Annotated in this window: 15 protein-coding genes; 11 read left to right on the top strand and 4 right to left on the bottom strand. The window is 66.8% G+C overall.

The genetic code is table 11. The features are described 5' to 3' along the window. Window positions 1-356: DUF6537 domain-containing protein (locus AC1DU6_RS08990; protein WP_477856794.1), on the top strand; the 356-nt coding region annotated here is incomplete at its 5' end. A 68-nt stretch (window positions 357-424) separates the two neighbouring features. Here the strand turns inward: AC1DU6_RS08990 and AC1DU6_RS08985 are convergent. Beyond that, on the bottom strand, window positions 425-934 hold the full coding sequence (locus tag AC1DU6_RS08985; protein ID WP_056191764.1) for a DUF4440 domain-containing protein: 510 nt from the start codon (window positions 932-934) through the stop codon (window positions 425-427). A 115-nt stretch (window positions 935-1,049) separates the two neighbouring features. Between AC1DU6_RS08985 and AC1DU6_RS08980 the strand changes: the two genes are divergently transcribed. From AC1DU6_RS08980 to AC1DU6_RS08965, 4 genes are all read left to right on the top strand, one after another. Beyond that, window positions 1,050-1,931: a DUF2167 domain-containing protein gene (locus tag AC1DU6_RS08980; RefSeq protein WP_457321069.1), complete on the top strand. Its 882-nt coding sequence runs from the start codon at window positions 1,050-1,052 to the stop codon at window positions 1,929-1,931. After that, entirely contained in the window at window positions 1,931-2,650 is a 720-nt protein-coding gene (locus AC1DU6_RS08975) for a site-2 protease family protein (protein WP_457321067.1), read from the top strand. Before AC1DU6_RS08980 ends, AC1DU6_RS08975 begins: the two co-directional genes overlap by 1 nt. A 66-nt stretch (window positions 2,651-2,716) precedes the next feature. Next, window positions 2,717-3,514 (top strand): substrate-binding periplasmic protein, encoded by a 798-nt coding sequence (locus tag AC1DU6_RS08970; RefSeq protein WP_477856791.1) that lies wholly within the window; start codon window positions 2,717-2,719, stop codon window positions 3,512-3,514. An 86-nt stretch (window positions 3,515-3,600) separates the two neighbouring features. Next, window positions 3,601-4,554 (top strand): DMT family transporter, encoded by a 954-nt coding sequence (locus tag AC1DU6_RS08965; protein ID WP_457321063.1) that lies wholly within the window; start codon window positions 3,601-3,603, stop codon window positions 4,552-4,554. On the opposite strand, the gene AC1DU6_RS08960 is transcribed toward AC1DU6_RS08965, so the two are convergent. The 3 genes from AC1DU6_RS08960 to AC1DU6_RS08950 form a co-directional block, all read right to left on the bottom strand. Continuing rightward, window positions 4,496-6,367, bottom strand: coding sequence for a TRAP transporter large permease (locus tag AC1DU6_RS08960; RefSeq protein ID WP_477856790.1), 1,872 nt, complete (start codon window positions 6,365-6,367; stop codon window positions 4,496-4,498). The genes AC1DU6_RS08965 and AC1DU6_RS08960 overlap by 59 nt on opposite strands. Further along, window positions 6,360-7,028, bottom strand: a complete 669-nt coding sequence (locus AC1DU6_RS08955; protein ID WP_457322855.1) for a TRAP transporter small permease subunit — start codon at window positions 7,026-7,028, stop codon at window positions 6,360-6,362. Before AC1DU6_RS08955 ends, AC1DU6_RS08960 begins: the two co-directional genes overlap by 8 nt. Window positions 7,029-7,091: 63 nt before the next feature. Further along, the gene (locus tag AC1DU6_RS08950) at window positions 7,092-8,204 is read right to left on the bottom strand and encodes a TRAP transporter substrate-binding protein (RefSeq protein ID WP_457322854.1); all 1,113 of its coding nucleotides are present in this window, start codon (window positions 8,202-8,204) and stop codon (window positions 7,092-7,094) included. Between the two features lie 217 nt (window positions 8,205-8,421). On the opposite strand from AC1DU6_RS08950, the gene AC1DU6_RS08945 reads away from it, so the two are divergent. From AC1DU6_RS08945 to AC1DU6_RS08920, 6 genes are all read left to right on the top strand, one after another. Beyond that, a complete protein-coding gene (locus AC1DU6_RS08945) occupies window positions 8,422-8,958 on the top strand; it encodes a cytochrome b (RefSeq protein ID WP_457322853.1) in 537 nt (178 codons plus the stop codon). A 20-nt stretch (window positions 8,959-8,978) separates the two neighbouring features. Beyond that, complete coding sequence (locus tag AC1DU6_RS08940) at window positions 8,979-9,512, top strand: YceI family protein (protein ID WP_056191782.1); 534 nt, start codon at window positions 8,979-8,981, stop codon at window positions 9,510-9,512. Window positions 9,513-9,563: 51 nt separating this feature from the next. Continuing rightward, on the top strand, window positions 9,564-10,133 hold the full coding sequence (locus AC1DU6_RS08935) for a YceI family protein (protein WP_056191784.1): 570 nt from the start codon (window positions 9,564-9,566) through the stop codon (window positions 10,131-10,133). A gap of 216 nt (window positions 10,134-10,349) precedes the next feature. Next, on the top strand, window positions 10,350-11,792 hold the full coding sequence (locus AC1DU6_RS08930; protein ID WP_477856787.1) for a sensor histidine kinase: 1,443 nt from the start codon (window positions 10,350-10,352) through the stop codon (window positions 11,790-11,792). Continuing rightward, window positions 11,789-12,190: a hypothetical protein gene (locus tag AC1DU6_RS08925; RefSeq protein ID WP_477856785.1), complete on the top strand. Its 402-nt coding sequence runs from the start codon at window positions 11,789-11,791 to the stop codon at window positions 12,188-12,190. The genes AC1DU6_RS08930 and AC1DU6_RS08925 overlap by 4 nt, the downstream gene beginning before the upstream one ends. An 18-nt stretch (window positions 12,191-12,208) precedes the next feature. Continuing rightward, a partial coding sequence (locus tag AC1DU6_RS08920; protein ID WP_477856784.1) for a LytR/AlgR family response regulator transcription factor occupies window positions 12,209-12,829 on the top strand: 621 nt, incomplete at its 3' end.

Here is a 12,829-nt window from a genome sequence, read left to right as displayed (position 1 = left end):
TGCATCACCTCGCGCCGCCGCTGCTGGCCAAGAAGAACAACAAGGGCGAGCTGGTCAAGCAGCCGTTCGGCCAATGGATTCGCCCCGCCTTCGGCCTGCTGGCCAAGATGAAGGGCCTGCGCGGCACGGCCTTCGACATCTTTGGCCACACCGCGGAGCGCAAGATGGAGCGCCGCTGGATCGCCGACTACCGCGCCGGTGTCGACAAGGCGCTGGCCGGCCTGACGGTGGAGAAGCTGGCCGATGCGGTTGAGCTGGCCCGCGTGCCGGAAGACATCCGCGGCTACGGCCACGTGAAGGAGCGCCACGAGAAGGCCGCCCGCGCCAAGTGGGACGCACTGCTGGCCAAGGTCTGATCTCGTACAGGCGCTGACAACTGCCCCACAAGCCCGCGTCAAGCAGGCTTGCGGGGGGGCTTTGTCTTTCAAGGGCGTACTGTCGAGTGTTGCAGCACGATCAGCCAGCGACCGTCGATGCGCTGATAGGCAAAGCTGTAGCGCGCCGGCCGCGTCTTCATCTGGCCTTCGACCTGCTCGCTGAACTCGTATTGGCCCGACCGCACCGCCGTGTCGCCGAACAGCTGCAGGTTGCCGATGATCCAGCGCATGCGCGCCGTCGGCCGTTGCGCCATCTGCTCGAAGAACACCGGCAGTGCAACGCCGTCCAGCGGCACGGCCGTGTATTCGTCGTCGGTGATCAGCGCGCCCGGGGCATACAGCTGCTGGAGCCGTCGTGGGTCGCGGCTGTTGTAGGCGTCCTTCCAGTCTTCCAGCGCCTGCATCAGGTCGTTGGCGCAGTTGCTGCCGGGCTGGTCGCAACGCAGCGGCGGTGACACGACCACCGTGCGCTTCGTCGTGCAGCCGCTGCCGGCCAGCATCAGCAGCAGGCATGTCGCCGCAGCGAGCACGCGGCGCATCTTGTTGATCATTGCCATGTTCAGCCCCCCTGCGTTGTGGTGCGAATTGTGAATCTGCCCGTCGCGGGGCAATCCCTGAACGGGGCCGCGTCCGGGGTTGCCTAGACTGCGCCCTTTCCAACAGGGAGAACCAATGAAGACGATGCTGCGCGGCCTGCTGGCCGCTGTCGGCCTGCTGCTGAGCCTGTCCACACAGGCCGCCGACGCCCCACCCGAGAACGCGGCCTGGACCGAGGCCAAGGCCGCGGCCAAGGAAGGCCCGGCCGACGTCGCCATCGCAGGGCAGGCCACGCTGCACCTGCCGGCCGGCCGCATCTTCATCCCCCAGCCCCAGGCCGGCAAGCTGCTGACCGCGATGGGCAACCCGGGCGAACACACCGAACTGGCCGGCCTCATCTTCCCCAAGGGCGACGGCGAATGGTTCGCCACGCTGCGCTACATCGCCTCCGGCTACGTGAAGGACGGCGACGCCAAGGAGTGGAAGGCCGATGACCTGCTGGCCAGCTACAAGGAAGGCACCGAGGCCAGCAACGACGAGCGCCAGAAGATGGGCGTGGCGCCCATCGAGATCACCGGCTGGGCCGAGCCGCCGGCCTATGAAGCGACCCAGCACCGCCTCGTCTGGGCGATGAGCTCCAAGGAAAAGGGCGCGCCGGCCGACGCGGGCCAGGGCGTCAACTACAACACCTATGCGCTGGGCCGCGAGGGCTATCTGAGCCTGAATTTCATCACCGACCTGAAGGAGTTGCCGGACCAGAAACCCGACGCCAAGGCCTTGCTCGGCGCGCTGGAGTTCGACAAGGGCAAGCGCTACGAGGACTTCGACTCTTCCACCGACCATGTCGCCGAGTACGGCCTGGCGGCGCTGGTGGTCGGCGTTGGCGCCAAGAAGCTCGGCCTGCTGGCTGTGGCGTTCGCCTTCATCGCCAAGTTCGCCAAGATCATCTTCATTGCGGTGATTGGTGGCGGTGCAGCCATCACGAAGTTCTTCAAGCGCGACAAGCCCACGGTCTGATGTTCAAGCTCCTCGCGCTGCTCTTCACGGGCGCCAAGTTCGGCAAGCTGCTGACCACCGGCGGCAGCATGCTGATCTCGCTGGTCGTCTACGCCTGGATCTACGGTTGGCGCTATGCGGCAGGCTTCATCGCGCTGCTCTTCGTGCATGAGATGGGCCACTTCATCGCGGCGCGCTACAAGGGCCTGAACGTCGGCGCGCCGACCTTCATCCCCTTCGTCGGCGCCTGGGTCGAGTTGAAGGATATGCCGCATGACGCGCAGACCGAGGCTTTCGTCGGCCTGGCCGGGCCGATGCTGGGTACGGTCGGCGCCACGGTCACCTATCTGATGGCGCGCAGCTGGGGCGCCGACTGGCTGCTGGCCGTGTCCTACAGCGGCTTCTTCCTGAACCTGTTCAACCTGATCCCGATCTCGCCTTTCGACGGCGGCCGCATCACGGCCGTGCTGTCGCCGCGCATCTGGCTGCTCGGCGCGCCCATGCTCGTGGCGCTGTTCTTCTGGCGGCCCAGCCCGATGCTGATCCTGATGGCCCTGCTGGCCTGGCCCCAGCTCATCAAGGCCTGGCGGCATCGCAGCGACAGCCCCGAGGCGCAGACCTATTACGCCGTGCCCGCGGCCGTGAAATGGGAATACGCGACCTACTACCTCGTGCTGGCCGCCTACCTTGCCGTCATGTGCCACGACGTGCACGAAATGCTGGCCGTCGTGCGCGGCTGACACGAGCAGGCGGGTTGGCCTCGGGGCGCACTACGATCCAGCCGCACCCCGTGCTCGGAGTTCCCCATGACCCGCACCCGCCTGCTGCTGGCCTTGTGCCTGTCCRCCCTGCTGGCGTCACCAGCCAGCGCGGAACGGCAGCTGCGCGCCTGTGCCCATCCGGCCGCCCAGCCGATGAGCTGGGAGCAGCAGGGCCGGCTGCACGGCGTCTGCGTCGAGGTCGCGCGTCGCGCCTTCGCTGCCGCCGGATGGACGCTTGCCGTCGAACCGGTCGGGCCCTGGTCCCGCTGCCAGGCCCTGGTCGAGCGCGGCGAAGTGGACGTGATGGTCTGCGCCTTCGACACCCCCAAGCGGCGCGGGTACGCCGTGGTCGTGGAGCCGGCGCTGGCACGCAATGAGGGCGCACTCTTCGTGCGGCGGGACAACCCGCTGCGCTTTGAGGGCTGGACCGATCTCGCCGGCCTTCGCATCGGCGTGGGCCTGGGCGTCAGCCTGGGAACGGAGGTGGACCAGCAACTTGCCCATCATGCCCTGGTGGACAACGCGCTCAGCGAGGAGCTGAACCTGCGCAAATTGCTGCTGGGCCGCCTGGATGCGGTTGCCACGGCGCGCGAATCGGGCGAGCAACTGTTGCGCGCCGTGGGCTGCGAGCAGGAGGTGCGCGTGCTGCCGCGTGGCCTCGGCGCGGCAGGGCTGTACCTGCAGATATCGCGGCAATCGCCGGGCGTGTCGGCCGCCGCGCAGGTGCGGGACTATCTGCTGCAGCCCGGCTACGCAGCCGAACTGCAGCAGCTGCATCGCCAGCAGGCCGAGCTCTATCGTCAGCAAAATCCGCCGCGCGAACTGGGGCGCTGCGGGCGCTGAGGCTGCCGGGCAAGCGAGGCTTCACCAGTCAAGTGCCGTCGTCGCGCGGCGCCGGCCTAGACTGGGCCGCACCATGCGCCAGGATGATGCCGACCCCGCCGCCGCTCCAGCCCGCCGCTGACCGCCGCAGGTGGCTGGGCCTGCTGCTGGCGGTGCTGGGCGCCATCGGCTTCTCGGGCAAGGCCATCATCGTCAAGCTGGCCTACCGCCACGGCGTCGACGCGGTCACGCTGCTGATGTGGCGCATGCTGCTGGCCCTGCCTTTCTTCGTGGCGCTGGCCTGGTGGGCCGGGCGCGGCAAGCCGGTGCTGACGCGTCGCGACTGGCGCGACATCGGCGTGCTCGGCTTCACCGGCTACTACCTGGCGAGCTACCTCGACTTCGCCGGCCTGGCCTACATCACGGCCAGCCTGGAGCGGCTGATCCTCTACCTCAACCCGACGCTGGTGCTGCTGCTGTCGGTCGTCTTCTTCCACCACCGGCTGCAGGCGCGGCAGGTCATTGCGCTGGCCATCAGCTATGCCGGCGTCGTGGCGGTGTTCGCGCATGAACTCAGCTTCCAGGGGACCGACACGGCGTTCGGGGCGGCCCTGGTGTTCGGCAGTGCCGTCAGCTATGCCGTCTATCTGGCGCTGTCCGGCAAGGTCGTGCAGCGCCTGGGCTCGATGCGGTTGGCAGGCCTGGCCAGCAGCGTGGCCTGCGTGCTGTGCATCACACAGTTCGCGTTGCTCAAGCCCGCCTCCGCCTTCATCGTGCCCGAGCCGGTGATGTGGCTGTCGCTGCTGAATGCCACCGCCTGCACGGTGGCGCCGGTGCTGATGGTGATGCTGGCCATCGCCCGCATTGGCGCGCCGCTGTCGTCGCAGGTCGGCATGGTCGGGCCGATGAGCACCATCCTGATGGGCGTCTTCATCCTTGGYGAGCCGATGAACGCCTGGATCGTGTTCGGCACGACGCTGGTGATGGCCGGCGTCTTCCTAGTCAGCGCCCGTAGAGGTAGCCCGGCAGCCACAGCGTCATCTCCGGCCACACGTACATGAACACCATGCACAGGATGACGATGAGCATGTAGGGCATCATGCCCGCGAAGATCTGGTTCAGCGTCACATGCGGCGGGCTCACCCCCTTCAGGTAGAAGGCCGACATGGCCACCGGCGGGCTCAGGAAAGCGGCCTGCAGGTTCACGAACACCAGCACGCCCCACAGCATCGGGTCGATCTGGAAGTGCGCCAGCAGCGGCAGGAAGATGGGCACGAAGATGACGATGATCTCGGTCCACTCCAGCGGCCAGCCCAGCACGAAGATGATGGCCTGCGACAGCAGCATGAACTGCAGCGGCGTCAGGTCCATCGACAGCACCCAGCGCTCCACCAGCGCMTGCCCGCCCAGCAGCGCGAACACGGCCGAGAACAACGCCGAGCCGACGAAGAGCCAGCAGACCATGGCCGTCGTCTTGGCCGTCAGGAACACCGCTTCACGGGTCTTCTTGAAAGTCAGCGAGCCGGCCTGCCAGGCCATCAGGAAGGCACCTGCCGCACCCACTGCGGCTGATTCGGTGGCGGTGGTGATGCCGAACAGGATGACGCCCAGCACCACCAGCGTCAGGATGCCCAGCGGCATCACCGACGACACCAGCATGGTCAGGATCTCGTACTGCTCGGCGTCGAAGCGCCAGTAGTACCAGGCCAGCAGCAGGGCCGTCAGCACGCAGACGATGGCGAAGCCCGTGTAGAAGTTCTTCGGTACGGCCTCGGGTCGGGGTGCTTCGCTGACTGCGCCACCCATGCGCTGCAGCGGCTCGTCGGCGGCGGGCTTGGCTGCGCCCGGTTCGGCCAGGGCACCGGGCGGTTCCTGCAACCCGCCGCTGGCCCCTGGCGGTTCGGCCAGGCCGCCCGATGGGCTCGGCGGCTCCTGCAGCCCGCCGGGTGCGGCCGGCGCATCCAGCTTCTGCATCGCCGCGGGCGCACTGACCTCGGTCTTTTGCGTGTAGTCGGTGACGTACCACCAGGTCGTGCCGAGGCAGACCAGGGCCAGCCACACGGGTACCAGGGCGCGAAGCAGGCTGGCCAGCAGCCGGCCCCATCCCATGGGTGCGCCTGAAGGAGACAGCACCGCCTTCAGCAGTGCCCACAGCATGCGCGGCGAATAGCGATCGGCCAGTGCGGCGATGGCCGGCGAGATCGGTGCGCGCTGCTGCTCCGGCGGCAACTGCGGCGCGACCTTCGGGTTGATCATGCACCAACCGATCACGTAGACCAGGTACAGGAAGGCCAGGAAGAAGCCCGGGAACATCGCCGCCGCGTAGAGCTTGACGACCGACTGCCCGGCCACGGCCGCGTAAACGATGATCATCACGGAGGGCGGGATCAGGATGCCCAGCGTGCCGCCGGCCGTGATGACGCCCGCCGCCAGGCGCGTGTCGTAGCCGGCCTTCAGCATGGGCCGCATCGCGATGACGCCCATCAGCACGACGACCGCGCCGACCAGGCCGCTGGCAATGCCCCAGAAGGTGCAGATCACCAGCGTCGTGACCGCCAGCGATCCCGGCAGGCGCCGGAAGGCCAGCTGCACGCTGTGGAACATTTTGTCCACCAGCGCGCCGCGTTCCATCACATAGCCCATCAGCACAAAGAGCGGTATCGACAGCAGCGTGTCGTTGTTCATCGCGCCGTAGGCGCGCTGCACCATCAAATCGAAGATGCGGTTGTCCAGCCAGGGCTGGCCGGGGTCGTAGAAGGCGACGAAGCCGAACAGCATGCCCAGGCCCATCAGCGTGAACGCCGTCGGGAAACCCAGCAGGATGACGACCACGATGAGGCTGAGCATGGTCAGGCCGAGAGCGGCGTTACTCATGCTGGTTGCCCTCACTGGTGGTGCGCTGACGCGCGATGTCGTCGATGTTCTTGGCTCGGTCGATCGCCTCGCGGGCTGCGTCGGCGTCCACATGCGTGCTGGCCGCCAGCTGCTGCTCGACGACGTCGATCTCCTCGGCATCCTTGAGCCGTGGCGTCCACTCGCCCGTGCGGATGCAGACGATGCAGCGCAGGATCTCGGCGAGGCCCTGCAGCATCACCATCGCGCCGGCGAGCGGGATGATGGCCTTGAAGGGGTAGACCGGCAGCGGCGTGGCGTTGAAGGTGGTCTCGTGGATGCGCAGCGAGTCGCCGAAGTAGGTCCAGCCGCTCCAGGTCAGCGCGCCGATGCCCGGCAGGAAGAACACGACGTAGAGCACCAGGTCCAGCCAGGCCTGAGTGCGCGGCCGCATGCGGCCGTAGAGGAAGTCGCCGCGCACGTGGCCGTCGTGAGCCAGCGCGTAGGCGCCGCCCATCATGAACAGCGTGCCGTAGAGCATGTTGCTCGCGTCGAAGATCCAGGCCGTCGGCATGTTCAGCGCGTAGCGTTTGAACACCTCGGCCACCACCATCAGCATCAGCACGACGATCAGCCAGGCGGAGGCCTTGCCGACCCACGTGCTGATGCCGTCCACCCGATGCAGCAGCTTCTGCACATCCATCGCATCACCCCTCATGCAGGACAGGCCCCGAAGGGCCCGTCGATTGACACGCTCAGTGGGACTTCAGCCCTTCTTGGCGAAGTAGTGGTTCCAGGCCATCTTGAAGTCGACCAGGTAGTCGTTCTGCCATTGGCCGGCACGCAGGGCGAAGGCACGCTGGCTGTCCAGCACCTTCTTGAAGTGCGGGTTCTCGGCCGACTTCTTGGCGATCACCTTGTCCCAGGATTCGAGCTGGTTGCGCAGGATGGCGTCCGGCGTCTTGTAGAAGGCCACGCCGCCCTTCTTCATCTCGGCGTAGTCCTTGGAGTTGCGGTCGATGGCCTTCCAGCTCATGTCGGCGCTGGAAGCCTGCACCGCGTAGTCGATGATCTTCTTCAGTTCGGCCGGCAGCGCGTTGTACTTGCCCTTGTTGAACAGGATCTCGAACTGCTCGGTGCTCTGATGGAAGCTCTGCAGCATGCAGTTCTTGGCCACGTCGGGGAAGCCGAGGATGCGGTCGCTGGTGGCGTTGTTGAACTCGGCCGCATCGATGAGGCCGCGGTCCAGCGCCGCGACGATCTCGCCGCCCGGCAGCGGGTTCACGGCCGCACCCTGCTCGGTGTAGAGGTCCACCGCCAGGCCCACGGTGCGGAACTTGACGCCCTTCATCTGGTCCAGGTTAGCCACCGGTTTCTTGAACCAGCCATAGGGCTGGGTCGGCATCGGGCCGTACAGGAAGGACACCACTTCCATGCTGATGGACTTGTAGATCTCCTCCAGCAGGGCCTCGCCGCCGCCGTAGTTGTGCCAGGCCAGCAGCATGTTCGGGTCCATGCCGAAGCCCGGGCCGGAGCCCCACAGCGCCAGCGCCGAGTTCTTGCCGTAGTGGTAGGCCACCACGCCATGGCCGCCGTCCAGCGTGCCCTTGTTGACGGCCTCGAGCAGCTGGAAGGCCGGCACCACCGCGTTGGACGGCAGCACCTCGATCTTCAGGCGGCCGCCGGCCATGTCGTTGACCTTCCTGGCGAAGTCCTGGGCGTACTCGTGGAAGATGTCCTTGGCCGGCCAGGTCGACTGGAAGCGCAGGCTGACGGTCTCCGCTTTCGAGATCATGGGGGCTGCCAGGGCGGCGCCCCCGGCCGTCGTGGCCGCGGCCGTCTTGATGAAACGACGGCGAGCGCTGGGTTTCTGGGTCATGGGCTGTCTCCAATGGATGTTTTGAATGCGCCTTCAACAGAACCTGCGGCCGGGCGCGCGCCGCTGAGGCTGAGTCTGGCTGGGCGCAGTCGGTGCGCAACTGGGTCAAACCCACGGGATTGCACGCACCACCCCCGAGCCGTTCAAAATCGCTGAACATTGGCGACAACGCCAATGAACCGCTCCCCCCTCTGCCGGGAACACACTGCAAACCCATATGAGCCCTGCCACCCGCTACACCCCCATCGCCATCGCGCTGCACTGGCTGCTGGCGCTGGCCATCGTCGGCGCCTTCAGCGTGGGCCTGTACATGACCAGCCTGCCGTTCTCGCCGACACGGCTCAAGCTCTACAACTGGCACAAATGGGCCGGCGTCACCATCCTGACGCTGTCCGCCTTGCGCCTGCTGTGGCGCCTCACCCATCGCCCGCCAGCCGACATCCCCATGCCGGCCTGGCAGCTGCGCGCCGCCCATGTGACGCACAACCTGCTCTATGTGCTGTTCTTTGCCGTGCCGCTGTCCGGCTGGGCCTACAGCTCGGCGGCGGGCTTTCCCATCGTCTGGTTCGGCGTGCTGCCGCTGCCCGACTTCGTGGGCAAGGACAAGGAACTCGCCGAGACGCTGAAGCTGGTGCACCACTTCGCCGCCTACGGCCTGGGCCTGCTCGTCGCCGGCCATGTCGGCGCCGCCCTCAAACATCACTTCATCGACCGTGATGGCCTGCTTGCCCGCATGGGCCTGGGTCGCAACTGAACCGCACCTGAAAGGACTTCATGAAACGCCTGATCTCCGCCCTGCTGATCGCCACCAGCGCCCTGGCCGCCCAGGCCGCCACGCTGCAGCCCGAGAAGAGCGACCTCAGCTTCACTTTCAAGCAGATGGGCGTGCCGGTGGACGGCAAGTTCAAGAAGTTCGAAGCCCAGCTCGATTTCGACACCAAGAAGCCCGAGGCCGGCAAGATCGCCTTCACGGTGGACCTGGGTAGCGTGTCCCTGGGCGACGCCAGCTTCGACGCCGAGCTCGCCAAGACGCCCTGGTTCGACACCAAGCGCAACGGCAAGGCCACATTTGTGTCCAGCGGCATCAAGGCCACCGGCCCCGGCAAGTACGACGTGGCCGGCAAGCTGAGCATCAAGGGCGCCAGCCGCGATGTCGTCGTGCCCCTCACGCTGGCCTCTGGCGTGGCCAGCGGCAGCGTGGCCATCAAGCGCCTGGATTTCAAGATCGGTGACGGCGAATGGGCCGACACGTCGATGGTCGCCAACGACGTGACCGTGAAGTTCAAACTGTCCTTTTCCGGCATCTAGCCGGCCTGTAACCTCCCACCCCTCTCTTCCCACCCCCCGGAGACCTTCACGATGAAGAATGCCCTGTTGCTTGCCACCCTGATCGCCGCCGCTGGCGCCGCTCAAGCCCAAAGCGCCACCTACGCCATTGATCCCAGCCACACCGCGGTCACCTTCGAAGCCAAGCATTTCGGCACCAGCACGCTGCGCGGCCGCTGGGACAAGAAGGAAGGCACGGTCACGCTGGACAAGGCCGCCAAGACCGGCAAGGTCGAGTTCACCATCGACATGGCCTCCCTCACGACCGGCACGGCCCCGTTCGACGGCCACCTGAAGAGCAAGGACTTCTTCGCCGTCGAGGAGTTCCCGACGGCCAAGTTCGTCGGCGACAAGTTCAGCTTCAACGGCGACAAGGTGGCCAGCGTCTCCGGCGAGCTGACGCTGCGCGGCAAGACCAACCCGGTCACGCTGACGGCCACCAACTTCAACTGCTACGAGAACCCGCGCCTGAAGCGCGAGGTCTGCGGCGGCGACTTCGAGACCACCATCCAGCGCAGCCAATGGGGCATCGTCTATGCGATGCCGGCCGTCACGCCCGACGCCATCCGCCTGCTGGTCCAGGTCGAGGCCATCAAGCAGTAATCTGCCTGCCGACGCCCTCTGCAAGCCCGCCTCTGGCGGGCTTTTTGCTGTGTGGTCCGTGAACTATTCCCGAGCCCTTCACGGCGGTGTCACGCCGACCGGCACGGCCTGTCGCAGCCCCATGCAGTTCGTCATGCGTCCCGGCCGGAGTGTCGCGCCGGGCCCGCGCCGCCCAAAGCCCCTGCGTACAGTGACTCCCAACGACAGACCCCGGCCATGACTCMCTCCTTCTCCCCCAGCCCCCAGCAAAAGCTCTGGATCGAGCGTTGGCAGCGTTTTTCCGCCACCGTGGTGCGGTATTTCCACATCTACGCCGGCTGGCTGGTCGGCATCAGCTGGAAGCGTTTCGTGCTGCTGTCGCTGGCGCTGCTGATCGGCGTCAACGTGCTGAAGAACCTGCCTCCCTTCACCTGGCGCATCAGCGAGCAGGTCGAGGAGCATGACCACGGCGCCGTGCGCCGCCAGGCCAAGCTCGAGGCCGAGGCCAAAAAGGCTGCCGACCAGGCCCGCAAGGCGGTCGACAGGGCCGAAAAGGACGGCAAGAAGGTGGCCGACAAGGGCGTTCACTACGAGGTCAAGATCGACGAGCGTGGTGTGCGCATCCAGCCCGTGCGCTCCGCAGCCTCGGCAGCCAGCGCCGCCGAAGGCGACGACGGCGAGCCCAAGGCCAACGAGGCCCCGGCCATTTCCATCGACTTCCCCAAGAGCGCCCGTCCCGAGGACATCCGCGCCGCCATCGACCAGGCCAAGGAGCAGCTCAGCCAGCTCAAGCAGGAGGCCGAGGAGGTCAAGGAAGCCCAGGAAGCCGCCGCCGACGCCCAGGCCGCCCTGCAGCAGGCCGSCGAGGAAGCCAAGGACGCGCAGAGCCGCAAGCGCGTCACCATCGTGCATGCCGGCGACTCCCTGGTCGACCTGGCCATCCTGTGGATCCTGGCCTCCGCCGTCATCAAGGCGATGTACAAGGGCCGCATTCAGGCCGAGGTCAAGGCCGCCCAGGCGGCCGAGAACGCCGAGAGCGAAGCCCTGAAGCGCCAGGTCATCGAGGCCCGCATGGCCGCCATGCAGGCCCAGGTCGAACCGCACTTCCTGTTCAATACGCTGGCCTCCATCGATCACCTGATCGAGACCGACCCGCCGCGTGCCAGCCAGATGCAGAAGAACCTCATCGCGCTGTTGCGGGCCTCCATGCCCACCATGCGTGAGGCCAACGCCACCGCCACCCGCGACCTGGGCCGCGAGTTGGCCGTCATCCGGCCCTACCTCGAGATCCTGAAGGTGCGCATGGAAGAGCGCCTGCAGACCGAGATCGATGTGCCCGAGGGCCTGCTGTCGGCCGAATTCCCGCCCATGATGATTCAGGGCCTGGTCGAGAACGCCATCAAGCATGGCCTGGAGCCCAAGGCCGAGGGCGGCACGCTGAAGGTCAAGGCCGAGATCGTGCACGGCAAGCTGGCCGTCACGGTCGCCGACACGGGCCTGGGGTTTGGCCGGGCCGCCACCTCGGGCACCGGCGTGGGCCTGGCCAATATCCGCGAACGCCTGCAACTGCTGCACGGCAACCGCGCCAGCGTCACCGTCACCGAGAACCAACCCAGTGGCACGGTCGTCACGATCACCGTGCCCTATCGCAGCCGCAACGACGAAGGAGCCACGGCATGAAAACCCTGTTCAAGATTCTGTTCATCGGCACCGCGCTGATGGTCCTGATGGCGATGTTCGGCGGCTTTGCGCTGCTCCACCATGGCGGCCCCGACATGCACATCGTGCTGGACGACGGCGAGTTCTTCCTCGGCGGCAGCGATGTCGGCGACTGGCTGGGCGCGACCATCGGCCTGTTCGTCGCCGGCATCATCTGCGTCATCGTCGTGCCACTGGTGCTGCTGCTGGGCGTGGCCCTGCCGCTGCTCATCGTCGGCGGCGTGCTGGCCCTGGTCGTGGCCAGCCTGCTCGGCGTCGGCGCCGTGCTCGGCTCGCCGCTGAYCCTGCTCGGCCTGCTGCTCTTCGTCGTCATGCGCAACCGCCGCCGCGCGAACGCGAGCAGGTCGACGCCGGTCTGAGCTAGTAGCATCGTCGGCATGAACACTGCAGCACCCATCCGCGCCGTTCTGGCCGACGACGAAAGATTGATGCGCGAGCAATTGCGCGCCCGATTGACCGAGGTCTGGCCCGAGCTGGACATCGTCGCCGAGGCAAAGAACGGCCTCGAGGCGGTCGAGCTGACCAAGGAGCACAAGCCCGATATCGTCTTCCTCGATATCCGCATGCCGGGCCTGACGGGCGTCGAGGCCGCCCGCCAGATCGCCCAAATGGGAGATGAGGGGGAGGGCTCGGGGGACGACGACTGGCTGGTGCCCGAGATCGTCTTCATCACGGCCTACGACCAGTACGCCGTCGAAGCCTTCGAGCAGGGTGTGGCCGACTACGTGCTCAAGCCCGCCGAGCGCGAGCGCCTGCAGCTGACGGTGGCTCGCATCAAGAAGCGCCTGGCCCAGCGCGAGGCGCCCTCCAACGACTTCAGCGACAGCGCGCCGGTGCCGCTGCAGCAGCTACTGCACAAGCTGTCGGGGCAGATGAACCCGGCTGGCAAGCCGCAATATCTGCAGTGGATCCAGGCCACGGTCGGCCAGGCCATCCAGATGATCCCGGTCGAGGACGTGCTGTTCTTCATCAGCGACGAGAAGTACACCCGGGTGCAG

The organism is Roseateles sp. P5_B10 (assembly GCF_056400485.1).
This window is presented reverse-complemented; position numbering and strand designations above follow the sequence as displayed.

Bases quoted from the DNA above. Each gene is read 5' to 3' on its own strand.
- AC1DU6_RS08985 (WP_056191764.1), bottom strand. From the start codon at position 934: ATGGCAATGATCAACAAGATGCGCCGCGTGCTCGCTGCGGCGACATGC.
- AC1DU6_RS08980 (WP_457321069.1), top strand. From the start codon at position 1,050: ATGAAGACGATGCTGCGCGGCCTGCTGGCCGCTGTCGGCCTGCTGCTG.
- AC1DU6_RS08975 (WP_457321067.1), top strand. From the start codon at position 1,931: ATGTTCAAGCTCCTCGCGCTGCTCTTCACGGGCGCCAAGTTCGGCAAG.
- AC1DU6_RS08955 (WP_457322855.1), bottom strand. From the start codon at position 7,028: ATGGATGTGCAGAAGCTGCTGCATCGGGTGGACGGCATCAGCACGTGG.
- AC1DU6_RS08950 (WP_457322854.1), bottom strand. From the start codon at position 8,204: ATGACCCAGAAACCCAGCGCTCGCCGTCGTTTCATCAAGACGGCCGCG.
- AC1DU6_RS08945 (WP_457322853.1), top strand. From the start codon at position 8,422: ATGAGCCCTGCCACCCGCTACACCCCCATCGCCATCGCGCTGCACTGG.
- AC1DU6_RS08940 (WP_056191782.1), top strand. From the start codon at position 8,979: ATGAAACGCCTGATCTCCGCCCTGCTGATCGCCACCAGCGCCCTGGCC.
- AC1DU6_RS08935 (WP_056191784.1), top strand. From the start codon at position 9,564: ATGAAGAATGCCCTGTTGCTTGCCACCCTGATCGCCGCCGCTGGCGCC.